At 59.4% G+C, this 24,871-nt stretch carries 21 protein-coding genes and 1 tRNA gene; 15 read left to right on the forward strand and 7 right to left on the reverse strand.

Going from position 1 to position 24,871, the window contains the following annotated elements; genetic code table 11:
* Window positions 1-19: 19 nt before the first annotated feature.
* From glpE to AC3WN7_RS16130, 5 genes are all read left to right on the forward strand, one after another.
* Window positions 20-349, forward strand: coding sequence for a thiosulfate sulfurtransferase GlpE (glpE, locus tag AC3WN7_RS16110; protein ID WP_015097068.1), 330 nt, complete (start codon window positions 20-22; stop codon window positions 347-349).
* Window positions 350-646: 297 nt separating this feature from the next.
* Window positions 647-2,569: a PrkA family serine protein kinase gene (locus AC3WN7_RS16115; protein WP_007980217.1), complete on the forward strand. Its 1,923-nt coding sequence runs from the start codon at window positions 647-649 to the stop codon at window positions 2,567-2,569.
* Between the two features lie 137 nt (window positions 2,570-2,706).
* Entirely contained in the window at window positions 2,707-3,978 is a 1,272-nt protein-coding gene (locus AC3WN7_RS16120; RefSeq protein ID WP_007980218.1) for a YeaH/YhbH family protein, read from the forward strand.
* Entirely contained in the window at window positions 3,975-5,537 is a 1,563-nt protein-coding gene (locus AC3WN7_RS16125; RefSeq protein WP_007980219.1) for a SpoVR family protein, read from the forward strand. Before AC3WN7_RS16120 ends, AC3WN7_RS16125 begins: the two co-directional genes overlap by 4 nt.
* Window positions 5,538-5,600: 63 nt before the next feature.
* Window positions 5,601-6,824: a multifunctional CCA addition/repair protein gene (locus AC3WN7_RS16130; protein ID WP_102674228.1), complete on the forward strand. Its 1,224-nt coding sequence runs from the start codon at window positions 5,601-5,603 to the stop codon at window positions 6,822-6,824.
* A gap of 86 nt (window positions 6,825-6,910) precedes the next feature.
* On the opposite strand, the gene folK is transcribed toward AC3WN7_RS16130, so the two are convergent.
* Together folK and folB are read right to left on the reverse strand one after the other, a co-directional pair.
* Window positions 6,911-7,429, reverse strand: a complete 519-nt coding sequence (folK, locus tag AC3WN7_RS16135; RefSeq protein WP_102674227.1) for a 2-amino-4-hydroxy-6-hydroxymethyldihydropteridine diphosphokinase — start codon at window positions 7,427-7,429, stop codon at window positions 6,911-6,913.
* Complete coding sequence (gene folB, locus AC3WN7_RS16140) at window positions 7,420-7,776, reverse strand: dihydroneopterin aldolase (RefSeq protein WP_095964090.1); 357 nt, start codon at window positions 7,774-7,776, stop codon at window positions 7,420-7,422. Before folB ends, folK begins: the two co-directional genes overlap by 10 nt.
* A gap of 74 nt (window positions 7,777-7,850) precedes the next feature.
* On the opposite strand from folB, the gene plsY reads away from it, so the two are divergent.
* On the forward strand, window positions 7,851-8,420 hold the full coding sequence (gene plsY, locus AC3WN7_RS16145; RefSeq protein ID WP_102674226.1) for a glycerol-3-phosphate 1-O-acyltransferase PlsY: 570 nt from the start codon (window positions 7,851-7,853) through the stop codon (window positions 8,418-8,420).
* A 23-nt stretch (window positions 8,421-8,443) separates the two neighbouring features.
* Here the strand turns inward: plsY and tsaD are convergent, their stop codons facing one another.
* Window positions 8,444-9,469 carry a tRNA (adenosine(37)-N6)-threonylcarbamoyltransferase complex transferase subunit TsaD gene (tsaD, locus tag AC3WN7_RS16150; protein WP_095964091.1) on the reverse strand — a complete coding sequence of 342 codons (1,026 nt, stop codon included), beginning with the start codon at window positions 9,467-9,469 and terminating at the stop codon, window positions 8,444-8,446.
* A gap of 199 nt (window positions 9,470-9,668) precedes the next feature.
* Here tsaD and rpsU point away from each other — a divergent pair, with 199 nt between their 5' ends.
* The 5 genes from rpsU (at window position 9,669) to AC3WN7_RS16175 (ending at window position 18,210) form a co-directional block, all read left to right on the forward strand.
* On the forward strand, window positions 9,669-9,884 hold the full coding sequence (rpsU, locus tag AC3WN7_RS16155) for a 30S ribosomal protein S21 (protein ID WP_002551877.1): 216 nt from the start codon (window positions 9,669-9,671) through the stop codon (window positions 9,882-9,884).
* Between the two features lie 480 nt (window positions 9,885-10,364).
* Complete coding sequence (gene dnaG, locus AC3WN7_RS16160) at window positions 10,365-12,332, forward strand: DNA primase (RefSeq protein ID WP_007980233.1); 1,968 nt, start codon at window positions 10,365-10,367, stop codon at window positions 12,330-12,332.
* Between the two features lie 67 nt (window positions 12,333-12,399).
* Window positions 12,400-14,247, forward strand: coding sequence for an RNA polymerase sigma factor RpoD (gene rpoD / locus AC3WN7_RS16165; protein WP_007980239.1), 1,848 nt, complete (start codon window positions 12,400-12,402; stop codon window positions 14,245-14,247).
* Window positions 14,248-14,371: 124 nt separating this feature from the next.
* Window positions 14,372-18,118: a bifunctional diguanylate cyclase/phosphodiesterase gene (locus AC3WN7_RS16170; protein ID WP_102674225.1), complete on the forward strand. Its 3,747-nt coding sequence runs from the start codon at window positions 14,372-14,374 to the stop codon at window positions 18,116-18,118.
* 15 nt (window positions 18,119-18,133) lie between these two features.
* Window positions 18,134-18,210 (forward strand) — tRNA-Ile (locus AC3WN7_RS16175).
* 74 nt (window positions 18,211-18,284) lie between these two features.
* Here the strand turns inward: AC3WN7_RS16175 and AC3WN7_RS16180 are convergent.
* Window positions 18,285-18,590, reverse strand: a complete 306-nt coding sequence (locus tag AC3WN7_RS16180) for an XRE family transcriptional regulator (protein WP_008051594.1) — start codon at window positions 18,588-18,590, stop codon at window positions 18,285-18,287.
* Window positions 18,583-18,948 (reverse strand): type II toxin-antitoxin system RelE/ParE family toxin, encoded by a 366-nt coding sequence (locus AC3WN7_RS16185; protein ID WP_102674224.1) that lies wholly within the window; start codon window positions 18,946-18,948, stop codon window positions 18,583-18,585. Before AC3WN7_RS16185 ends, AC3WN7_RS16180 begins: the two co-directional genes overlap by 8 nt.
* Window positions 18,949-19,526: 578 nt before the next feature.
* Here AC3WN7_RS16185 and AC3WN7_RS16190 point away from each other — a divergent pair.
* The 3 genes from AC3WN7_RS16190 to AC3WN7_RS16200 all read left to right on the forward strand — a co-directional run bounded on the left by AC3WN7_RS16190 (window position 19,527) and on the right by AC3WN7_RS16200 (window position 20,936).
* Window positions 19,527-19,847: a DUF3077 domain-containing protein gene (locus AC3WN7_RS16190; protein WP_102674223.1), complete on the forward strand. Its 321-nt coding sequence runs from the start codon at window positions 19,527-19,529 to the stop codon at window positions 19,845-19,847.
* 68 nt (window positions 19,848-19,915) lie between these two features.
* A complete protein-coding gene (locus AC3WN7_RS16195) occupies window positions 19,916-20,518 on the forward strand; it encodes a nucleotidyltransferase domain-containing protein (protein WP_102674222.1) in 603 nt (200 codons plus the stop codon).
* Window positions 20,508-20,936, forward strand: coding sequence for a hypothetical protein (locus AC3WN7_RS16200; protein WP_102674221.1), 429 nt, complete (start codon window positions 20,508-20,510; stop codon window positions 20,934-20,936). Before AC3WN7_RS16195 ends, AC3WN7_RS16200 begins: the two co-directional genes overlap by 11 nt.
* A 15-nt stretch (window positions 20,937-20,951) precedes the next feature.
* Here AC3WN7_RS16200 and AC3WN7_RS16205 read toward each other — a convergent pair whose 3' ends face one another.
* The gene (locus AC3WN7_RS16205) at window positions 20,952-21,632 is read right to left on the reverse strand and encodes a peptidase M41 (protein WP_102674243.1); all 681 of its coding nucleotides are present in this window, start codon (window positions 21,630-21,632) and stop codon (window positions 20,952-20,954) included.
* A 184-nt stretch (window positions 21,633-21,816) separates the two neighbouring features.
* Window positions 21,817-24,171, reverse strand: coding sequence for a glucose/quinate/shikimate family membrane-bound PQQ-dependent dehydrogenase (locus tag AC3WN7_RS16210; protein ID WP_095964097.1), 2,355 nt, complete (start codon window positions 24,169-24,171; stop codon window positions 21,817-21,819).
* Between the two features lie 185 nt (window positions 24,172-24,356).
* On the opposite strand from AC3WN7_RS16210, the gene AC3WN7_RS16215 reads away from it, so the two are divergent.
* A complete protein-coding gene (locus tag AC3WN7_RS16215) occupies window positions 24,357-24,818 on the forward strand; it encodes an Lrp/AsnC family transcriptional regulator (protein WP_007980298.1) in 462 nt (153 codons plus the stop codon).
* Window positions 24,819-24,871: the final 53 nt, after the last annotated feature.

Genomic DNA, 24,871 nt, shown 5'->3' on the forward strand with positions numbered 1-24,871 from the left:
CGAGCCACAGGAGCCCGCCATGAGCGAATTCAAACGTATCCCCCCGGAACAGGCCCAGGCCCTGCGCGAACAAGGCGCAGTGGTGGTCGACGTCCGCGACCCGGCCACTTTTGCCGCCCTGCATATCGCAGGCTCGAAGCATCTGGACAATCATTCCCTGCACGCTTTCATCCAGGGCGCCGACCTCGACGCGCCGACCGTGGTGGTCTGCTATCACGGCAATTCCAGCCAGGGTGCGGCCGCCTACCTGATCAGCCAGGGCTTCTCCGACGTCTACAGCATGGATGGCGGATTCGAGTTGTGGCGTACGACCTATCCGACGGAAACGGCGCAAGGCACTTCCGAATAATTTTTTTGTAACGTTGCAGGCCCCGGCTCCCGCGGGCTAGCGCGGTGGCAGACGAACGGTCTGCCACAACTAATTACGTATCTCGCCTTTACCTCCCGAATTCCCAACTATCCTTAAGCCCAGGCCATCCAAAACAGGGGAGAGCCGGTACACCGGCGCACGGGTCATCGGGAGTAGCTTTCGGAGTCGTCAGCTCCGGGAGAGTTCTGGGGGGTAAACAGCAATCGCCTGTTCGGTTGCTGCCAGCATCGACTGAGTGATCCGGCGTCGGCTCCACGTATCGAGCGAGGTGACGTCATGAGTATCTTTAGCCACTTCCAACAACGCTTCGAGTCCACACGCCAGGAAGAACTCTCACTGCAAGAGTATCTTGAACTGTGCAAAAAAGACCGCAGCGCCTACGTTTCCGCCGCCGAGCGTCTACTGCTGGCCATCGGTGAACCGGAACTGCTCGACACCTCGACCAACTCGAGGCTTTCGCGCATCTTCTCCAACAAGGTAATCCGCCGCTATCCGGCCTTTGAAGACTTCCACGGGATGGAAGAATGCATCGACCAGATCGTGTCGTATTTCCGTCACGCCGCTCAAGGCCTGGAGGAGAAGAAACAAATCCTGTACCTGCTCGGCCCTGTCGGTGGCGGTAAATCGTCCCTGGCCGAGAAGCTCAAGCAGCTGATGGAAAAAGTGCCCTTCTACGCGATCAAGGGCTCGCCGGTATTCGAGTCGCCTCTGGGTCTGTTCAACTCCACTGAAGATGGAGCGATCCTCGAGGAAGACTTTGGCATTCCACGGCGCTACCTCAACACCATCATGTCGCCATGGGCGACCAAGCGCCTGGCCGAATTCGGTGGCGACATCAGCCAGTTCCGCGTGGTGAAACTCTACCCGTCGATCCTCAACCAGATTGCCGTGGCCAAGACCGAGCCTGGTGACGAAAACAACCAGGACATTTCGGCACTGGTGGGCAAGGTCGATATCCGCAAACTGGAGGAGTTCCCGCAGAACGACGCCGACGCCTACAGCTACTCGGGCGCTCTGTGCCGGGCCAACCAGGGTCTCATGGAATTCGTCGAAATGTTCAAGGCACCGATCAAGGTGCTGCACCCGTTGCTGACCGCCACCCAGGAAGGCAACTACAACAGTACCGAAGGCCTCGGCGCGATTCCGTTCACCGGGATCCTGCTGGCGCACTCCAACGAATCGGAGTGGCACACCTTCCGCAACAACAAGAACAACGAAGCCTTCATCGACCGGATCTACATCGTCAAAGTGCCGTACTGCCTGCGGGTCAGTGACGAAGTGAAGATCTACGACAAGCTGCTGTTCAACAGTTCGCTGGCCAAGGCGCATTGCGCGCCGGATACCCTGAAGATGCTGGCCCAGTTCACCGTGCTCTCGCGTCTTAAAGAGCCGGAGAACTCCAACATCTATTCGAAGATGCGCGTGTACGACGGCGAGAACCTCAAGGACACCGATCCGAAAGCCAAGTCGATCCAGGAATACCGCGACAACGCCGGTGTCGACGAAGGCATGAACGGTCTCTCGACTCGCTTCGCGTTCAAGATCCTGTCGAAGGTGTTCAACTTCGATCCGCACGAAATTGCTGCCAACCCGGTACATCTGCTCTATGTGCTGGAACAGCAGATCGAACAGGAACAGTTCCAGGCTGAGACCCGCGAACGCTATCTGCGCTTCCTCAAGGAGTACCTGGCACCGCGCTACATCGAATTCATCGGCAAGGAGATCCAGACTGCCTACCTCGAATCCTACAGCGAGTACGGCCAGAACATCTTCGATCGCTACGTGTTGTACGCCGACTTCTGGATCCAGGACCAGGAATACCGCGACCCGGAAACCGGCGAAATCCTCAACCGCGTAGCCCTGAACGAAGAACTGGAGAAAATCGAAAAACCGGCCGGCATCAGCAATCCGAAGGATTTCCGCAACGAAATCGTCAACTTCGTCCTGCGCGCCCGGGCCAACAACAACGGCAAGAACCCGACCTGGCTCAGCTACGAAAAACTGCGGGTGGTCATCGAGAAAAAAATGTTCTCCAACACCGAGGACCTGCTACCGGTCATCAGCTTCAACGCCAAGGCCAGCAAGGAGGACCAGCAAAAACACAACGACTTCGTCACACGGATGGTCGAGCGGGGCTACACCGACAAACAGGTACGACTGCTGTCCGAGTGGTACCTGCGGGTCAGAAAATCGCAGTAAGGCAGCTGCAAGCGGCAAGCTACAAGCCTCAAGCACACCGTACGGGCGCTTGAGGCTGTTGGTGGCTCCTGTTTGCTTTGAAAGCTTCGAGCTTGTAGCTTGAAGCTTGTATCTTGTAGCTGCCCGGAGGGCTCCCTATGAGCTATGTGATCGACCGACGTCTCAATGGCAAGAACAAGAGCACGGTGAACCGCCAGCGGTTTCTGCGGCGCTACCGTGATCACATTAAAAAGGCTGTCGAAGAGGCGGTCAGCCGGCGCTCCATTACCGATATGGAACACGGCGAACAAATCAGCATTCCCGGCCGCGACATCGACGAGCCGGTGCTTCACCACGGCCGCGGTGGCAAGCAGACGGTCGTGCACCCGGGCAACAAGGAATTCACCAGTGGCGAACATATCGCCCGTCCACCGGGAGGCGGTGGCGGCCGAGGCCCCGGCAAGGCTGGCAACTCCGGCGAAGGGATGGACGAATTCGTCTTCCAGATCACCCAGGAAGAGTTCCTCGAATTCATGTTTGAGGATCTCGAGCTGCCCAATCTGGTCAAACGCAACCTGACCGGCACAGATACCTTCAAGACCGTGCGGGCCGGGATCAGCAACGAGGGCAACCCGTCGCGGATCAACATCATCCGCACCCTGCGCTCAGCCCACGCCCGGCGGATCGCCCTGTCCGGCAGCAGCCGGGCAAAACTGCGTGAGGCCAAGGAAGAACTTCTGCGACTCAAGCAGGAAGAGCCAGACAACTTCGGCGATATTCAGGAAATCGAAGCTGAAATCGAAAAACTCAGCGCGCGCATTCACCGCGTGCCGTTTCTCGACACGTTCGACCTCAAGTACAACCTGCTCATCAAACAACCCAACCCCAGTTCCAAGGCCGTGATGTTCTGCCTGATGGACGTGTCCGGCTCGATGACCCAGGCGACCAAGGACATCGCCAAGCGCTTCTTCATCCTGCTGTACCTGTTTCTCAAGCGTAACTACGACAAGATCGACGTCGTGTTCATCCGCCACCACACCAGTGCCCGCGAAGTGGATGAAGAAGAGTTTTTCTACTCTCGGGAAACCGGCGGTACCATAGTCTCCAGCGCCCTGAAACTGATGCAGGAGATCATGGCCGAGCGCTACCCGAGTAACGAGTGGAACATCTACGCCGCCCAGGCCTCCGATGGCGACAACTGGAACGACGACTCTCCGATCTGCCGCGACATCCTGATCAACCAGATCATGCCATTCGTGCAGTACTACACTTACGTTGAGATCACCCCGCGCGAACACCAGGCCCTTTGGTTCGAATACGAGCGCATCGCCGAAGCCTTTTCCGACACGTTTGCCCAGCAACAACTGGTCTCGGCCGGGGATATCTATCCGGTCTTCCGTGAACTCTTCCAGCGCAGGTTAGTGACATGACCGCCAAAGAGCAGAAGCGCCAACCCATTTCCACCGGCTCCGAATGGACGTTCGAGCTGATCCAGGCGTACGACCGCGAAATCAGCCGCATTGCGGCGGGTTACGCCCTCGATACGTACCCGAACCAGATCGAAGTGATCACCGCCGAGCAGATGATGGATGCCTACGCCTCCGTCGGCATGCCTCTGGGTTATCACCACTGGTCCTACGGCAAGCACTTCCTCAGCACTGAAAAATCCTACACCCGCGGCCAGATGGGTCTGGCGTACGAGATCGTGATCAACTCCGACCCGTGCATCGCCTACCTGATGGAAGAAAACACCATCTGCATGCAGGCGCTGGTGGTGGCCCATGCCTGCTACGGGCACAACAGCTTTTTCAAAGGCAATTACCTGTTCCGCACCTGGACCGACGCCAGCTCGATCATCGATTACCTGGTGTTTGCCAAGCAGTACATCATGCAATGCGAGGAACGCCACGGCATCGACGCGGTCGAGGATCTGCTCGACTCCTGCCATGCGCTGATGAACTATGGCGTCGACCGCTACAAACGCCCTTATCCGATTTCCGCGGAAGAAGAACGCCGCCGGCAAAAGGACCGGGAGGAGCACTTGCAGAAACAGATCAACGATCTGTGGCGCACCATTCCCAAGGGCGCGGACAAGTACAGCGACAAGGACAATGCGCGCTTCCCCGCCGAACCTCAGGAAAACATCCTGTATTTCATCGAAAAACATGCGCCGCTGCTGGAACCCTGGCAGCGGGAAATCGTGCGCATCGTGCGCAAGATCGCCCAGTATTTTTATCCACAGCGCCAGACCCAGGTGATGAACGAAGGTTGGGCCACCTTCTGGCACTACACCCTGATGAACGATCTGTACGACGAGGGCCTGGTCACCGACGGCTTCATGATGGAGTTCCTGACGTCCCACACCAGCGTGGTGTTCCAGCCTGGCTTCGACAGCCCCTACTACAGCGGCATCAACCCTTACGCCCTGGGGTTTGCCATGTACCGCGACATCCGTCGCATGTGCGAAGAGCCCACGGAAGAAGATCGCCGCTGGTTCCCTGACATCGCCGGTACCGACTGGCTGGCAGCCATCAAGTTCGCCATGAGCAGCTTCAAGGATGAGAGCTTCATCCTGCAGTACCTCTCACCCAAGGTGATCCGTGACCTGAAGCTGTTCAGCATTCTCGATGACGACCAGAAGGACGACCTGCTGGTGCCCGCCATTCACGACGAAGGTGGCTACCGCATCATCCGCGAAACCCTGGCCGCGCAGTACAACCTGGGCAATCGCGAGCCTAACGTGCAGATCTACAGCATCGACCGGCGTGGCGACCGCTCCCTGACCCTGCGTCACCAGCAACACGACCGCAAACCGCTGGGCGACTCGACCGAAGAAGTGCTCAAACACCTGCACCGCCTTTGGGGTTTCGACATTCACCTGGAAACCCTGCAAGGGGACACCGTGATGAAAACCCACCATGTGCCACCCCGCAACGAGCACAGCGAGGGTGATTACGGTCGACTGGACCTGGCTGTCATCCATCTTTGATCCGCTTTGCGCCTCCGAAAGCTCGATGCAAGGGTTATCCTGTCGAGCTAACGGAGGTTTTTTATGCGTATTTATAAAGTCGGTGGTGCGGTACGTGATCGCCTGCTGGGCAAACCGGTCACCGATATCGACTGGGTCGTGGTTGGCGCCACCACCGAAGAAATGCTCGCCAAGGGCTTTCGCCCGGTGGGCGCGGATTTCCCGGTGTTCCTTCATCCAAACAGCGGTGAGGAATACGCCCTCGCCCGCACCGAGCGCAAAAGCGGGCGCGGTTACGGCGGGTTCACTTTTCACGCCAGTCCTGAAGTCACCCTTGAAGAAGACCTGATCCGTCGCGACCTGACCATCAACGCCATGGCCGAAGACGATCAGCAGAACCTGACCGACCCCTACCACGGCCAGCGCGATCTCGAAGCGCGCCTGCTGCGCCATGTTTCCCCGGCGTTCGCCGAGGATCCGCTCAGGGTCCTGCGCGTTGCCCGCTTTGCCGCACGATATGCCGCGCTGGGTTTTACCGTCGCCCCGGAAACCCTGGAACTGATGCGTCAACTCAGCGAGTCAGGCGAGCTTGAGGCGCTGACTCCCGAGCGCAGCTGGAAGGAAATCTCCCGCGCCCTGATGGAAAATCAGCCACAGGTGTTTATCGAGGTGTTGCGCGCATGTGGCGCACTCAAGGTGCTGATGCCGGAGGTCGACGCACTGTTCGGCGTCCCGCAGCCCCCGGCCCATCACCCGGAAATCGATACGGGCGTACATACCTTGAGTGTGTTGCAGCAAGCAGCACTGCACAAACAACCACTGACCGTGCGCTGGGCCTGCCTGCTGCACGACCTGGGCAAGGGCCTGACGCCAGAGCAGGAATGGCCACAGCACATTGCCCACGAGTTCAAGGGCCTGAAGCTGATCAAAGCGGTCAACGAACGCTTCAAGGCGCCGAGAGACTGTCAGGAACTGGCAATGCTGGTAGGCGAGTACCACACCCATGGGCATCGCGCCCTGGAGTTGAAGCCATCGACATTGCTGGAATTGTTGCAAAGTTTCGACGTTTACCGCCGACCACAGCGGTTCGAGGAGTTCATCGCGGCATGCGAAATGGATGCGCGCGGACGCGAAGGACTGGAGCAGAGAAGTTATCCACAGGCGGATTATCTGCGCGGGGCGGCGACTGCGGCGCGAACCATTGCGGTTCAGCCGTTGCTGGAGAAGGGTTTCAAGGGACCAGAGTTGGGTGAGGCGATCAAGCGTGAGCGACTCAAGGCGTTGAAGGCTTACAAGGAAAATGCCTGAAGAGCAAAAGATCGCCGCCTTCGGCAGCTCCTACAGGGTGCACATCAATCCCCTGCAAAAGCTGCCGAAGGCGGCGATCTTTTGCTTTACAACAAATTCGAAGGAGTCAGCTGTTCGCCGCGCCACTCGAATGCCACCGGCGCCAAGACCTGATCGATCTGAGCTTCGCCCCACAAAGTCGCAAAACTTTTGCCTACACCTGGATGCACTCTGCCTGGCGCGATCAACGACAACGGCCACAGAACGAACGCATTTTTCAGGATTTCTGCCCGGGGCAAGATCAGGCCATCGAAGTTGCCCACCAGGTCGCCGAACAACAAGACGTCGATATCCAGCGGCAAACCTCGGCGATCCGGTGCGTAACGACCGTTATCCGCCTCAATGAACTTCAATCGACGATCAAGCTCCATCAGCGGCAGATCGGTATACGCCGACACCACGAAATTGAAGAACGGCCCGCTCTTGATGCCCACCGGCTGGCTTTCGAACACTGCCGAACAGCGGATATCGACAAGGAATGCCGCCAATGCATCGAGCCCCGCCCGCAAATGGGTTTCACGCTCGATATTGCTACCGAGCCCGAGGTACACCTGAGTCAGCGACATCCGCGCTCGATCTCCACGCCCACACCACCGGTGGCAGCCGGGACCGCGCCGGGCTTGGTCAGCTTCAGGCGCATCCAGGTGATCCTGAATTCACTCATCAGCACTTCAACCAGACGCTCGGCAAAGGTCTCGACCAGCTGGTATTGCGCCTGCTCGGCAAACGCCTGGATGCGCGAGGAAACACTGGCGTAGTCGAGCGCCAGGGTCAGGTCATCACCGGCTGCGGCCGGGCGATTGTCCCAGGCGAAGCTCAGGTCAAGACGCAAGCACTGTCGGATGCCTCGTTCCCAGTCGTAGGCACCAATCACCGTGTCGACTTCCAGGCCCTCGATAAACACTCTGTCCAAGCACTTCTCTCCGCTACACGACAAGGGCGCAATGCGCCGTTAGAATCAGGGCTTCCTCGCCCGGAATAGTTAGCATGTTTTGGTTATTGGCGATCCTCGCCTACCTGCTCGGCTCTCTGTCCTTTGCCATTTTGCTCAGCCGCCTGACCGGTAACCCCGATCCGCGAATGAGTGGCTCGGGCAATGCCGGCGCCACCAACATGTTGCGCCTGGCCGGCAAGAAACTCGCCATCCTGACCCTGCTCGGCGACCTTTGCAAAGGCCTGCTGCCGGTACTGATAGCGCGCCTTGCGGATCTTTCGCAGCAGGAGCAAGCCTGGATCGGCGTCTATGCCGTCATCGGCCATCTGTTTCCGCTGTACTTCCGTTTTCGCGGCGGCAAGGGTGTCGCCACCGCTGCCGGCATGCTGCTGGGGCTGTACCCGCCCGCCGCCCTTCTGGCGGTTTGCGCCTGGCTCTTGACGTTCTACCTGACCCGCACCAGCTCCCTGGCCGCCCTGATTGCCACGCCGCTGACCCTGCCTTTGCTGGCCTGGCAAGAACCGGCGGCCCTGCTGCCCATGAGCACGCTCACCGGACTGATCGTCTGGCGCCATCGCAGCAATCTACGCGACCTGTTTGCCGGGCGCGAACGGCATTTCTAGCGGCCGGACATGAGCGCCGCTCATCACAACGCCGACAACTGCTCCATCGGCCAGCGTGCCTGCACGCTGATCGCCAGGCTTTCCTGCTGACCGGCCTGCAAGCGCTGGCAGCCGGCAAAGGCAATCATCGCGCCGTTATCGGTACAGAACTGCGGACGGGCATAAAACACATCGCCCTTCATATCGCCGAGCATTTTCTCCAGAGAAGCGCGCAACGCCTTGTTGGCACTGACGCCCCCGGCGATCACCAGGCGCTTCATGCCGGCGGCTTTAAGGGCACGCTTGCATTTGATGGTCAAAGTCTCCACCACGGCCTGCTGGAACGCCAGTGCGATGTCGCATTGGGCTTGCTCGCCGTCGTCCCCGGCACTGACGCAGTGTTGCCAGGTATTCAACGCAAAGGTTTTCAGGCCACTGAAGCTGAAATCCAGGCCCGGTCGGTCGCACATCGGACGCGGGAAGACGAAACGCCCCGCAACTCCTTGCTCTGCAAGGCGAGCGATCTCCGGTCCGCCCGGATAATTGAGCCCCATCATCTTGGCCGTCTTGTCGAAAGCTTCGCCGGCAGCATCATCCAGGGTCTCGCCCAAGAGCGTGTACTGACCAATTCCGTCGACCTGAACCAGTTGCGTATGACCACCGGAGACCAACAAAGCGACGAACGGGAATTCCGGCGGTTGCGACTCCAGCATCGGTGCCAGCAAGTGGCCTTCCATGTGGTGTACACCGAGGGCCGGAATACCCCAGGCAAAGGCCAGCGCCTGGGCGCAGGAAGCCCCCACCAGCAAGGCACCGACCAGGCCAGGACCCGCGGTATAGGCGATGGCGTCGATCTCGGTCGGCACGCAGTCGGCCTCGGCCAACACCTGACGAATCAAGGGCAGCATGCGTTTGACGTGATCGCGCGAGGCCAGCTCCGGCACCACGCCACCATAGGCGCGGTGCAGGTCGATCTGACTGAAAAGCGCATCGGCCAACAGCCCGCGCTCACTGTCATATAATGCGACGCCGGTTTCGTCGCAGGAGGTTTCTAATCCCAGTACTAGCATGGGTTTGCGCCTTGTTTAGGCTGAATTCGAAGGCGCGCATAATAGTCGTCGCGGGATGCCCCGACCAGCGGTTTTCGATCAGAGGCTTTGCATTCCGAGCGATGAGGGGTTAACATCCGCAACCCTTAAAAACCGACGTCTTCAAGTGCTCTTTTGCCGCGAGGATGTTGACCCCGGTAATGAATGAAGGTAGCTCTGGATGCCAGCCGTCAAAGTAAAAGAGAACGAACCCTTCGACGTAGCTCTGCGTCGTTTCAAGCGCTCCTGCGAAAAAGCCGGTGTACTGGCTGAAGTTCGTAGCCGCGAATTTTACGAGAAGCCAACTTCTGAGCGTAAGCGCAAAGCAGCTGCTGCTGTTAAGCGTCACGCCAAGAAAGTTCAGCGCGAACAGCGCCGCGCCGTTCGTCTGTACTAATACACAGACGACCGTAGCGAGCTTCTGCCAAGCCCGGCCCTCAGCCGGGCTTATGGCATTTGCGTAAAACGCTTGATGCTTCACTGTCAAAGCCGCAGACGCGACCGAGACAAATCTGCTTCACCGCGTCAGACCTGGCTCTTTTGCCAGCAGTGCACGTCTTTTCTGACGAGCCTTTCAAGGCTACTGACGAGCACACCCACTGATTCCTCTCACGACGATCAGCCCAAGGCACCTGCTTGCGTGCCGAATGATGAGCTATCCGAGGCCTGTGTTTGGCCGCAGCGGATTCAGCGCAACACATTCAAACAGCCGAATACTGATTGGCATTAACGTCAGTGGATTTTCGGCAGATACACTTCCCGACAGCGATTACGCAGACGACACTGGTCGAGCCGCACACTTTGCGCGCTTCAATCAATGCCCGCGTTCGGTCGCCGTACGTTTCGGGCTCCTTTCAGCGCAGATGACGAGAACGCCATGGCCGGGCTAATTCCCCAGAGCTTCATTGACGACCTTCTGAACCGCACCGACATCGTCGATGTGGTCAGCTCGCGCCTGCAATTGAAAAAGGCCGGCAAGAACCACACCGCCTGCTGCCCGTTCCATAAGGAAAAGACTCCGTCGTTCAGCGTCAGCCCCGACAAACAATTCTATTACTGCTTCGGCTGCGGCGCTGGCGGCAACGCCCTCGGCTTCATCATGGACCACGACAACCTGGATTTCGTCCAGGCGGTCGAAGAACTGGCCAAAGCCGCCGGCATGGAAATCCCCCGCGAAGAAAGCGGGCGGCCGCACAAGCCGCGGCAGCCGACCGATTCGCCGCTGTATCCGTTGCTCAGCGCCGCCGCCGACTTTTATCGCCAGGCCTTGAAGAGCCATCCATCACGCAAGGCTGCCGTGGACTACCTGAAAGGTCGCGGGCTGACCGGCGAAATCGCCCGGGACTTCGGCCTGGGCTTTGCACCGCCCGGCTGGGACAACCTGTTCAAGCATTTGAGCAGCGATACCCTGCAACAAAAAGCCATGATCGATGCCGGCCTGCTGATCGAAAACGCCGAAAGCGGCAAACGTTACGACCGCTTCCGCGACCGGGTGATGTTCCCGATCCGCGACAGCCGCGGGCGCGTCATTGCCTTTGGCGGCCGGGTATTGGGCGACGACAAGCCGAAGTACCTGAACTCCCCGGAAACCCCGGTATTCCATAAAGGGCAGGAACTCTACGGCCTGTACGAAGCGCGCAAGACCAACCGCAACCTAGACGAGATCATCGTCGTCGAGGGCTACATGGACGTCATTGCCCTGGCCCAGCAAGGCCTGCGCAATGCCGTCGCGACCCTGGGTACCGCCACCAGCGAAGAGCACCTCAAGCGGCTGTTTCGCGTCGTGCCCAGCGTGCTGTTCTGCTTCGACGGCGATCAGGCCGGTCGCAATGCGGCATGGCGGGCACTGGAGGCAACACTTTCGAGTCTGCAGGACGGTCGTCGTGCACGTTTTCTGTTCCTGCCCGAGGGCGAAGATCCGGACACCCTGGTCCGCTCCGAAGGCACAGACGCCTTCCGCGCACGGATCAACCAGCATGCACAGCCCCTGGCCGATTACTTCTTTCAGCAATTGACGGAAGAAGCCGACCCGCGCTCGCTCGAGGGCAAGGCACACATGGCCACCCTCGCCGCACCACTGATCGACAAAGTCCCGGGCGCCAACCTGCGCACCCTGATGCGCCAGCGCCTGAGCGAAATCACCGGCTTGAGCGGCGAAGCGGTGAGCCAGCTGGCACAAAGCGCCCCGCAGGAAGCACCGCCGGCCTACGACCCGGGCATCGATTACGACGCAATGCCCGACTACAGCGACTATCATCAGCCGCAGGCACAGGACATGTATGTGCCGCAGCAGGAATGGACGCCAAAGAAGCCCGGTGCAGGAGGCAAGAAATGGGACAAGAAACCGTGGGACAAGAATGGCAAACGGGGCGGTGATCGCGATCAACCTCGCGCGCCACGGGTGCCCGCCGCCGTAGAACCGCCGACCCTCGCCGCCTTGCGCACGCTGCTGCATCACCCGCAACTGGCCGAGAAAGTCGAGGATGCCGGGCACTTCGCCGCCGAGGATCACACCAACACACAATTGCTGGTGGCGCTGCTCGAAGCCGTGCAGAAGAATCCCAAGCTAAACTCAATTCAGCTGATTGCCCGCTGGCACGGCACAGAGCAGGGCCGCTTGCTCAAGGCCCTGGCGGAAAAGGAATGGCTGATTGATGGAGACAACCTTGAACAACAGTTTTTCGACACCATTACTAGCTTGTCAGCCCGCCAACGCGAGCGAAACCTGGAACAACTTCTTCGAAAAGCACGTCAAAGTGAATTGAGCACCGAAGAGAAAAACCAACTGCGCGACCTTTTAAGTCGCAATGTTTCCGCATCAAACCCGACCTCAACTGGCGCGTGAGGTCATAGCTCAGGTATAATCCTCGGCTTGTTTTTTGCCCGCCAAGACCTTCAGTGGATAGGGTGTTATGTCCGGAAAAGCGCAACAGCAGTCTCGTATCAAAGAGTTGATCACACTTGGTCGTGAGCAGGGCTACCTGACTTACGCGGAGGTCAACGACCACCTGCCGGAGGATATTTCAGATCCGGAACAGGTGGAAGACATCATCCGCATGATCAATGACATGGGGATCAACGTATTCGAGGTTGCGCCAGATAAGGATTCCCTTATGCTGGCCGACGCCGATACCGACGAAGCCGCAGCCGAAGAGGCCGCTGCAGCGTTGGCTGCGGTCGAGACCGACATTGGTCGCACTACCGACCCGGTGCGCATGTACATGCGCGAAATGGGTACGGTGGAGCTCCTCACGCGTGAAGGCGAAATTGAAATCGCCAAGCGTATTGAAGAGGGCATCCGTGAGGTGATGAGCGCCATCGCGCACTTCCCTGGCACGGTTGATCATATTCTCTCCGAGTACACCCGCGTCACCACCGAAGGTGGCCGCCTGTCCGACGTCCTGAGCGGTTATATCGACCCGGACGACGGCATCGCGCCGCCTGCGGCAGAAGTGCCGCCACCGATTGACGCGAAAGCCGTCAAGGCGGATGACGACACCGACGACGAAGACGGTGAAGCCTCGGATGACGAGGAAGAAGCCGAAAGCGGTCCGGATCCGATCATCGCCGCCCAGCGTTTTGGCGCCGTGGCCGATCAGATGGAAATCACCCGCAAGGCGCTGAAAAAGCACGGTCGTCACAACAAGGCAGCGATTGCCGAGTTGCTGGCCCTGGCCGACCTGTTCATGCCGATCAAACTGGTACCGAAGCAATTCGAAGCCCTGGTCGAGCGTGTTCGCAGCGCCCTGGATCGCCTGCGTCAGCAAGAGCGTGCAATCATGCAGCTCTGCGTTCGTGATGCACGCATGCCGCGTGCAGACTTCCTGCGCCAGTTCCCGGGCAACGAAGTCGACGAAAGCTGGAGTGACGCCCTGGCCAAAGGCAAAAGCAAATACGCTGAAGCCATTGGCCGCCTGCAGCCGGACATCGTCCGTTGCCAGCAGAAGCTGACCGCGCTGGAAACCGAAACCGGTTTGACCATCGCCGAGATCAAGGATATCAACCGTCGCATGTCGATCGGTGAGGCCAAGGCCCGCCGCGCGAAGAAAGAGATGGTTGAAGCCAACTTGCGTCTGGTGATCTCGATCGCCAAGAAGTACACCAACCGTGGCCTGCAGTTCCTCGATCTGATCCAGGAAGGCAACATCGGCTTGATGAAAGCGGTAGACAAGTTCGAATACCGTCGCGGCTACAAGTTCTCGACTTATGCCACCTGGTGGATTCGTCAGGCGATCACTCGCTCGATCGCCGACCAGGCCCGCACCATCCGTATTCCGGTGCACATGATCGAGACAATCAACAAGCTCAACCGCATTTCCCGGCAGATGCTGCAGGAAATGGGTCGCGAACCGACCCCGGAAGAGCTGGGCGAACGCATGGAAATGCCTGAGGACAAGATCCGCAAGGTATTGAAGATCGCTAAAGAGCCGATCTCCATGGAAACCCCGATCGGTGATGACGAAGACTCCCATTTGGGTGACTTCATCGAAGACTCGACCATGCAGTCGCCAATCGATGTTGCAACCGTTGAGAGCCTTAAAGAAGCGACTCGCGAAGTACTGTCCGGCCTCACTGCCCGTGAAGCCAAGGTACTGCGCATGCGCTTCGGTATCGACATGAATACCGACCACACCCTCGAAGAGGTTGGCAAACAGTTTGACGTGACCCGTGAGCGGATTCGTCAGATCGAAGCCAAGGCGTTGCGCAAGCTGCGCCACCCGACCAGAAGCGAGCATCTGCGCTCCTTCCTCGACGAGTGATCACAGAACCCCCGGCCCAGGCCGGGGGTTTTGTTTTATGGCAGATTAATATCTCCACACCTCCCCCTCCGCCCTGTAGCCCGTCTACACTCGAAACATTCCCCAGAGCCATAACGAGACCGTTATGCCCAGACTGCCGACCGTGCTTTTTTTGCTGTCGCTGATGACCTGGACCGCAACGGCTGGCGCGCTGACTCTAACTGAGGATGAACGTAGCTGGCTGGCGGCTCACCCGGACTTGCGCCTGGGTGTCGATGCGTCGTGGCCGCCCTTCGAGTTTCGCGACGATGAGGGCCGCTACCAGGGCCTTGCCGCGGATTACATCGAGGTCATTCGCCAAAGACTGAAAACCCGGCTCACGCCCATCGAGCCGGTGAGCTGGACCGCCGTCCTGGAACAAGCCAAAAAAGGCAAAATCGACCTGCTGCCGGGCATCATGTCGACCCCGGAACGCCAGAAATACCTGTCGTTCACCCGCCCCTATCTGGATTTTCCGATCGTCATCCTGGCCCATGTCAGGGGCCCCCAGCCACACAACCTGCAAGACCTGTATGGCCTGAAAATCGCCGTGGTGGAAAACTACGCCCCCCACGAACTGCTGCGCACCCACAATCCCGACCTGAACCTGGTGGCGATGCCCAACGTCAGCTCGGCGTTACAGGCGCTGGCCACGGGTGCAGTGGATGCGGTGGTGGGCGATCTGGCGTCCAGCGTCTGGAGCCTGCGTCAGCTCAAGCTCGATGGGCTGTATGTCAGCGGTGAAACCCCCTATCGCTATCAACTGGCCATGGCCGTACCCCGCAACAACGCAATCCTCGTCGGTATTCTCGACAAAGTCCTGGCGGACATGAGCCCCGCCGAAATCAGCGCCATTCAGGAGCATTGGGTCGGTAACGTCATCGATCATCGAACATTCTGGAATGACCTGCTGGTGTATGGCCTGCCCGGATTGCTGCTGCTGACCCTGGTGCTGGCGGCGGTTATCCGCATCAACCGCCGCTTGAGTTCGGAAATCGCCCGCCGGGTCGATCTTGAACAGGAACTGCGCAGCAGCGAGTACCACTACCGCGGCCTGGTAGAGAGCCTGTCGGCCATCGCCTGGGAAGCCAGGGTCACCGACTACACCTACAGCTACGTATCGCCCCACGCCGAAGATCTTCTTGGCTATCCCCTCTCCCATTGGCTGATTCCGGGCTTCTGGCGCAACATCATTCACCCCGCCGACCTGACTCGTGCCCAGACTTTCTGCGATCACGAGGTGCTGGCCGGGCGCGATCACCGCCTCGATTACCGGGTGATCACTGCCGACGGGCGCTGTCTGTGGGTGCGCGACATCGTCAGCCTGATCGAACACGGGCAAGAGCCGGTGATGCGCGGGTTGATGATCGACATCACCGACGCCAAGCGAACCGAAGAAGCGCTGCGCCTGTCGGAACAGAAATTCGCTTCCGTGTTCCAGCAATGCCCTGACATTCTGGTGATCGCCCGCCTGAGCGACGGTTGCCTGCTGGAGGTCAACGAAGCATTCGAAGAACAGATCGGCCTCAAGGCCGAGGACGTCATTGGACTGACCGCCACCGACCTGAACATCTGGGGGATTCCCGGCGTTGGGCCGGGTCTGTTGCAACGCTTGCAGGCCGGCAGCATCCGCAATCTGGAAATGCCCTTTCGTCGCAGCAACGGCCAGGTGTTCACCGGGCTGATCTCCGCCGAACCGTTCGACCTCGACATGACACCGGCGCTGGTGGTCGTGGTGCGGGACATCACCCAGCTCAAGGAAACCCAGCAACAACTGCAAACGTCCGAAGAAAAGTTCGCCAAGGCTTTCCATGCATCCCCCGACGGCCTGCTGCTATCGCGGCAAAGTGACGGCTTGCTGTTGGAGGTCAACGAGGGTTTCAGTCGCATCACCGGATTCAACAGCGCCATGTCCGTGGATCGTTCGGTGCTGGATCTGGGAATCTGGGTCAATCTCAATGAACGCAAACAAATGCTCGACCTGCTGCATCGGGACGGGTTTGTCCGCGACTTCAGTTGTCATATCCGCCGCAGCGACGGGCAGATCCGCCTCTGTGAAGTGTCCAGCCGTCCGCTGCCGATCGGCGATGACGACTGCATGCTGACCATCGCCCGGGATATCACCGAGCGGCACCTGATGCAGGAAAAACTGCAACAGGCCGCCACCGTGTTCGAAAGCACCGCCGAAGGCGTGTTGATCACCGATACCCAGCAGCACATCAGTGCGGTCAACCGTGCCTTCACCGAAATCACCGGTTACAGCGAAAGCGAAGCGCTGGGCCATACGCCCCGTCTGCTCGCCTCAGGCCTGCATGACAGCGCGTTCTACGCGGCCATGTGGCATCAATTGACTGCCGAAGGTCATTGGCAGGGCGAGATTTCCAATCGGCGCAAAAATGGCGAGCTGTACCCAAGCTGGCTGACCATCAGTGCCGTGCGCAACCGCGACAAGTTCATCACCCACTTTGTCGCGGTATTCGCCGACATCTCCAGCCTCAAGCATGCCCAGGCCAAACTCGACTACCAGGCGCACCACGACCCGCTGACCGGCCTGCCGAACCGCACGCTGTTCGAAAGCCGCTTGCTGACAGCACTCAACAACCAGCAGGAGAACGGCGGCCAGGGCGCCGTGCTGTTCCTTGACCTTGACCGCTTCAAGCACATCAACGACAGCCTCGGCCACCCGGTGGGCGACCTGCTGCTCAAGGGCATTGCCGCACGTCTCAAGGAGCAGTTGCGTGACATCGACACCGTGGCACGCCTGGGCGGTGACGAGTTCATTATCCTGCTGCCGGGCCTGCAACAACCCAGTGATGCCGACAACATTGCCACCAAACTGCTCAATTGTTTCGCCGCGCCGTTCCAGGCCGGCGAACACGAGTTTTTCATCAGCGCCAGCATCGGCACCAGCCTCTATCCCAAGGATGGCTGCGATGTTGCCACGCTGATCAAGAACGCCGACGCGGCGATGTACCGCTCCAAAGCCAAGGGCCGCAACCGCGTCGAAAGCTACACCCGCGACCTCACCGCCCAGGCCAGTGAACGCGTGGCGCTGGAGCACGAACTGCGCCGCGCCATCGAACGCAACGAGTTGCACCTGTGCTACCAACCGAAAATCAGCCTCGACGACTACAGCCTGGTCGGCGCCGAAGCCCTGATCCGCTGGCGCCACCCGACCTTTGGTGACGTGCCGCGGGAACACTTCATCCCGCTGGCTGAAGAAAACGGCATGATCCTGCAAATCGGCGACTGGGTCCTGGAAACCGCCTGCCGCCAGATGGCCGAATGGCACCGCCTGTACGAAAGCCCCGGCCCACTGTCGGTCAACCTTGCCGGCGCCCAATTGCGCCAGCCCAACCTGCTGGGGCGTATCGAGCAGTTACTGAAGGACAACGGCCTCAACCCCGGATTCCTGCAACTGGAAATCACCGAAAACTTCATCATGAGCCAGGCCGAAGAAGCGCTGGCGGTATTGCATCAACTCAAACATCTGGGCGTGCAACTGGCCATCGATGACTTCGGCACCGGCTACTCGTCCCTGAGTTACCTCAAGCGTCTGCCGCTGGACATCCTCAAGATCGACCAGTCCTTCGTCCGCGGCCTGCCGGACGACCCCCACGATGCGGCGATCGTACGCGCCATCATCGCCCTCGGACGCAGCATGCAATTCACCGTGATTGCCGAAGGCGTCGAGACCCAGGCGCAACAGCAATTCCTCGCCGCCGAGGGCTGCGAACAGATCCAGGGCTACATCGTCAGCCTGCCCTTGCCCCCCGAAGAATTCGCCGCGACGTTTCTTCGTACAACCGTAATGGCTTTTTCGGATAGCACAGCCGCGAAACCGTCGCTATAATCCGCGACCTACTGAGGGCCTATAGCTCAGTTGGTTAGAGCAGAGGACTCATAATCCTTTGGTCCACGGTTCAAGTCCGTGTGGGCCCACCAAACAAGAAAGCCGCGCAATGCGCGGCTTTTGCGTGTCTGGATAGACCGAAACAGTAGAGCCATTTTTTAATCGTTCAGTTGGCAAAGTTCTCGATCTTTACCTGGCCCTCGGGGAAAGTGGCGATGATTTCCAGCTCGCCACCCATGGCGCGGATGTAGTTGCGCAAAGTACTGATGTACATGTCCGTTCGCCGCTCCATCTTGGAGATCGCCGCCTGGTTGACATGCAGCGTCCTGGCCAGTGTGTCCTGACTCAACGCTTGCGCCTGACGCAACTCGTGCAACGGCATTTGAGCTCGTAGCTTCTGATGCAAGGCCTCGACACGCGCTTGAGACTCTGGAGAGCGACGTGCCACCAAATCAGCAAATTTTTTAGCCATTGTCATAACCCTCTTTCATCAATGTTTCCAAGTGCTCGTCGTAGAGACGCTCGGCCAGCGGCACGTTTTCCGCATACCAACGCTCCTGGCCGGTTTTATCGCCGCCAATCAGCAGGATCGCGCTGCGCCGTGGATCAAACGCGTACAGCACACGGTACGGCCTGCCAGCGTGCTGTACCCTTAACTCACGTAGGTTCCCATGCCGTGAACCCTTGATATCGCTGGTGTGTGGAAAACCCAAGTGTGGGCCATCCTCGCCCAGCAACATCACCGTGGCCTGAACCGAGTCCTGTTCGGCCTCGTTCAGGCGATCCCACCAGGCCTCAAATTCATCCGTGTATTCGACGTCCCATTTCATACAAATATGCCACCAAAGGAATATAACCTCAAAGGAATAAATGTATGAGCTTCAGAGGTGCCCAACCACCCTGATTCCCCTGTCAATTGTTAACGACGGTTACTGGCGGCGGTTGCCGATTCGCCAATGGCTTCAGTGCCCTCATGACAACGCAGGAACCAGGCGTTTGGCGCAACGACTCAAAGGATGCACCGGCCTGGAAAATCACTCGTCGTGCCAGTCTTCGTTTACTGAGGGTGTCGAAATATCGGATGACGCCTTAGGACCTTGTAGGCAAACTCCGAATCTTGCTGTTGGGCACTTTGCCGCCTTGTTGTGCTTTTCTTCGACGGGATAGTCTCCGGACGTCGCTGAGCATTCAGCGATCGGGCTTGGAAACCCGTCGGATCACAGCGCAACAGCATCCCCACCACAATTCCAGACGTTTTTGACGACTGCGAACTCTGTGTTATGGCAGCTGTGCGCGGGACGCCTTTGGGCGTGCCGGATCTTTGGTCCCCGGTTTCCAACCTGCGCACAGCCGCCACCCACTCGCTTGGAAACGAACGTGGCGACTCCTCTAACGCTGGAGTATGACCATGACCAAAACAGATTCGCCCGCACCTTCAGAACTGAAAACCATTGGCTTCACGCCCTTCCTGTTTCTCTCGGACCAACCACTGTTCCACGTCTGTCGCAACGTCCCCATCATCGACGCCCTGGCCCAAGCCTCCGATCTGCTATTTCTCGCAAAGTCCCTCACCGTGGACGCTGCCTACGCTCAGGACTCCGACCGTCACGCCTGGGCCGCTCATTACCTGACGACAATGAGCAAAGCGCTGATCGATGATGTGTTAAAGGTGCTGACGCGGCGGCCTGTTCAAACCAGAAAGGAAGCAGACCCATCGAAAAACACATAATCACGGCAGAGTTGAAAATTCCCAGAAAGGGACCCATCGTTCCCTTTTTGGGACTTATAGAGTCGACCATGCCTGCCATCCCGCTCAGCGATGCTCTGTTTACCGCTACCCAGCAAAAAGTGCTGGGCATGTTGTATGGCAAACCGGATCAGAGCTTCTATGCCAATGAAATATCCCGCTGGGCGCAGGTCGGCAAGGGCAGCCTGATGCGTGAGCTGGAGCGCCTGCATGGCGCAGGCATTCTCACCATGAGTCGGCGAGGTAATCAGACGCACTACCAGGCCAACCCTGAGTGCCCCATCTATGCAGAACTGCTGGGGATAGTGCGTAAGACTTTTGGCATTGCGGAGCAACTGCGTGCAGCCTTGTCTCCACTGTCTGATCAGTTGGTATGGGCGTTTATCTACGGCTCCATTGCCAAGGGGAACGAGCATGCAGGCAGTGACATTGACCTGATGCTGATTGGAGAAAACCTCAGCTACGGCGAGTTGATGGAACGGGTACTGCCCGTAGAGGAACAGCTTGGCCGCACCATTAACCCAACGCTCTACACCCTGGCCGACTGGCAAGCCAAGAAGGCAGCCGGCAACAGCTTTGTCGTGCGGGTTGAGCAACAGGACAAAATTGATTTGATTGGCCGCAACCCAGCAGAGGTAGCCGATGGGCAATAACGAAAATCTGGAGAACCTGGTGCGTAGCGGTGGCCTCAAAGCCGAACCGCCAGATCGCAAGGAATGTGAAGGACTGCTGAGATCGGCCACGGACCGTTTGCAGGATGCTCACAGTTCGGCCCTGTCCTTCGCCAGTCGCTTCGACCTCGCCTACAACGCTGCCCATGCCCTGGCATTGACCGCCATGCGTCTGCAGGGTTTTCGCTCCGACCGCTGCTATCTGGTATTTCAGTGCCTTGTACATACTCTCGGCCTGAACAAAATCCAGGTACGCCTGTTCGCGCTTTGTCACGAACGCCGCAATCTGGCTGAGTACGAAGGTTATATGGATGTGGACGAAACCCTTCTGGCTGAACTGTTGGCGGCAACTGATGCACTGTTGCCACTGGTGCAAGACGCTATGCTCGCGAGCAAATAACGCTACGACCCTTCGTTATTTCGAGTGCTGAACGGCGTCACTGCAGCTGTCGGTCCAAACACGTAACGGAGGGATGGCTTTCACCGCCCGCAGTCGCTCCAGCATCGGCCCGGTGAACACCACCTCAAACGTATCCGCCGCCCGCCCCCATTGCTCCACAAGAGCCATCCCGTCCACCAGCGCCGCAGCCAGTTCGGCAATCGTCTCGGCCTGATCCTCGATGATTTTTTGCGTCCGGACCCACACCTGATCCGTCATCGTCTTAAGCTGCGCCGTTATGCGCTCGCTCGACGCTGGATCGGTATCGGGGTAGACGATGTTGCGCAGCAGATGCTGAAGCTCCCTGATTTTTGCGTAGTCCTGCTCCGCCCCCTGCTCGCCTTTGAGGATGGCAGTGGCTTTGGGCTTGTCTACGCGTTTTGCGGCTGAAGGCTTTGAAGGGAGTGTCTGCGCCATGGCGCCAGCCAGGAGCACCATCATCCGGGCTTCCAGATGCTCCTTCATGGCTTCTATCGACGAAATGGAGCGCACCAAGGTAATGGAGGCCCCGCCCTGGTGTCGCAAATCCCTGGTCACGGTCAGGGTCACGCCGCCCGTTTCAAAGCCCAGGGCGCGGGCCACCACGTAGTGCCCCATTTCGTGATGGGCGATCTGCAATGCGCGGTCGCGTACAGCGGCAGGCAGGTTCGTCGTCATGTCCATTGCCTCGGATCCTTCGTTCTCGCATTCGACTACGAGTGACGGTCGCTGTCCATCCTGTCGCCCCGCAAAACAATGTAGGAGCGAGCCTGCTCGCGATGGACTTGTAGGCGCCGCGTCCATTCAGACAGCCAGCGTTATCGTTAACGTCCATCGCGAGCAAGCTCGCTCCTACGTCACCTTATTTGGGCAAAGCGTAGGCAATCACATAATCCCCACGATCCGTCGACTGACGCGCACCGCCCACTGTCAGCAGGATGTACTGCCTGCCGGTTTTCGGTGAGACGTAGGTCATCGGCCCGGACTGGCTGCCCACCGGCAAGCGCGACTTCCAGATTTCGTTACCGTTGCCGGTGTCGAAGGCGCGCAGGTAGAAGTCCTGGGTGCCGGCGAAGAACAGCAGGCCCGACTGCGTGGCGAGCGATGCGCCGAGGGTCGGCATGCCGATCGGGATCGGCAGGTGCATGCGGATGCCCAGCGGGCCGGTGTCCTGTACGGTACCGACCGGGACTTGCCACATCAGTTTGTGGGTCTTGAGGTCGATGGCCGACAGGGTGCCGAACGGTGGTTTCTGGCACGGAATGCCAACCGCCGAGAGGAAGCGCTCGCGCATGGCGCCGAACGGTGTGCCTTCCTGTGGCACCACGCCCATTTCGATGCCGCTGGCCCCGGCTTTGATCTTGTCGCGCGGAATCATGTAGTTGGCCAGGCCCAGGCGCATGTCATTGACGAACATGTAGCTGGTGTTCGGATCAACCGAGACGCTGCCCCAGTTCATGCCGCCCAGCGAGCCCGGGAATTGCAGGGCGCGGTCCATGCCTGGCGGGGTGTAGACGCCTTCGTGACGCATGCCTTTGAACTGGATGCGGCACATCAACTGGTCAAACGGGGTGGCGCCCCACATGTCGGACTCGGTCAGGGTCTTGTTGCCGATTGACGGCATGTCGACCGAGAACGGTTGGGTTGGCGAATAGCGTTCGCCGGGAACCTTGCCTTGCGGCACCAGGCGTTCTTCGACGCGGGCAATCGGCACGCCGGTTTCGCGGTTGAGCAGGAAGATCTCGCCCTGTTTGGTGACTTGCGCCAAGGCTGGCTGGGTACCGCCCTTGTCGTCCGGCACGTCGTACAGCAGCGGTTGCGCCGGCAGGTCGAAGTCCCACAGGTCGTGGTGAGTGGTCTGGAAGTGCCAGCGCACCTGGCCGGTTTTCACGTCGATGGCGACGATGGACGAGCTCCACTTGTCGTCGAACTCGGTGCGTTGACCGCCGAAGAAGTCTGGCGTTGCGTTGCCGGTCGGCAGGTACACCAGACCGAGTTTGGCGTCGTAGGACATGGCCGACCACACGTTCGGCGTGCCACGGGTGTAAGTCTCACCGGCCGGCGGACGTTTGCTGGTGTTCGGATTACCCGGATCCCACGCCCACACCAGTTCACCGCTGCGCACGTCGTAGGCACGCACCACGCCCGGTGGTTCGCCGGTGGAGTAGTTGTCGGCCACGCGGCCACCGACGATCACCACGTCCCCTGCGACCAGCGGGGTCGAGGTTTGCTGGTAGTAACCGGGTTTCACTTCGCCCATGTCGGTGGTCAGGTCGACGGTGCCATTGTTGCCAAACTCTTCGCAGGGCTTGCCGGTATCGGCATTGATGGCGATCAGGCGGGCATCGCCGGTCGGCAGAAACAGGCGTTTCGTACACGCGGTTGGCTGATTGTCCGAAGACACCGGGGTTTCGGAGTAGCCCAGGCCACGGCAGCGCTGCCAGTTGGGCGCGGTGCCTTGCGGGTCGAACTTCCAGCGCTGGGCGCCGGTGTCGGCATCCAGGGCGAAGACTTTTCCGTAGGCGGTGCAGGTGTAGACCGTGTCACCGATTTGCAGCGGGGTGTTCTGGTCTTCGGCGCCGGCACCGGTGCTTTGCGGGATATCGCCGGTGCGGAAGATCCAGGCGACCTGCAACTTGTCGATGTTGCCTTTGTTGATCTGGTCCAGCGCGGCAAAGCGGTTGCCGGCGGTGGTGTTGCCCCAGTGGGCCCAGTCTTTCTGCTCGGTACCCGGCGCGACCGGCGAAACCGCAGGTTCAACGGAGGCCTTGACCACGTGGGTCGGCACGAACATGTAGGCCATCGTCGCTACAACGCCCACACCCAGAATGCCGGCCAGACCGTAGGCGCCACGCCCGCCGGTCGCGCCCGAAGCGCGGACCAGGGTCGGATAGATCAGCGCCACCACCAGACCGATCACGGCGAAGGTCAGCACCCGCGAGACCAGCGGCCAGTATTCGAGGCCCGCATCCCACAAGGACCAGATCACGGTGAGGACCAGCGCCACACCATACAGCCAGGCGCCCAGCGGCTTGCGACGGGCAATCAACAGGCCGGACACCAGCATCGCCAGGCCCATCAGCAGGAAATACCAGCTGCCACCCAGCGCAATCAGATAGCCACCGCCACCCGCCAGGCCGAGCCCGATCAGTGCAATCAGCATACCCAGCCCCGCCAGCAACCATTTGCTGCCGGCGGCAGCCCCAGAATTGTTCATGTCGGACATTTTCCCCATTTGTGACAAGGGCGGAATAATGTACTAACTGGTTACTTATGGCAATTTGTCGCAGGCAGAAATGTCACGAACGGTACTGAGGCCAGATCAGGGATCCGTCGCGAGCGTCGTGCAGAATCTGCCTGTAACATGCTTGCGCACTGATCCATACCGCTGGAGATAACCCTTTGCCTGACACTCGCCCACCCGTTCTCGACGAAATCGACCGCCAGTTGATTGCAGCCCTGCAGATCAACGCCCGTGAGAGCGTGGCCATGCTCGCCCGGCAACTGGGCATCGCCCGCACCACCGTCACCTCGCGCCTGGCGCGGCTGGAAAAGGCCAAGGTGATCACCGGTTACGGCGTGCGTCTCGGGCAGCGGGTGGTGGACGGCGGGTTGCAGGCGTATGTCGGGATCACGGTGCAACCGCGTTCCGGCAAGGAGGTGTTGCGTCGGCTCAGTGCCATGGCGCAAGTGCAGCAGTTGTGTGCGGTGAGTGGCGAATTTGATTATGTGGCGTGGTTGCGCACCGATTCGCCGGAACAGCTGGATCAGTTGCTGGATCAGATTGGCAGTGTGGATGGGGTGGAAAAGACCACGACGTCGATCATCTTGAGCAGCAAGATTGATCGGGGGCAGCCGGTTTGAGTTTGTGCCGATGGTTTGGTGGTGTCTGGTCGGGCCTCTTCGCGGGCAAGCCC

The sequence above is a fragment of the Pseudomonas sp. FW305-70 genome, assembly GCF_058783925.1.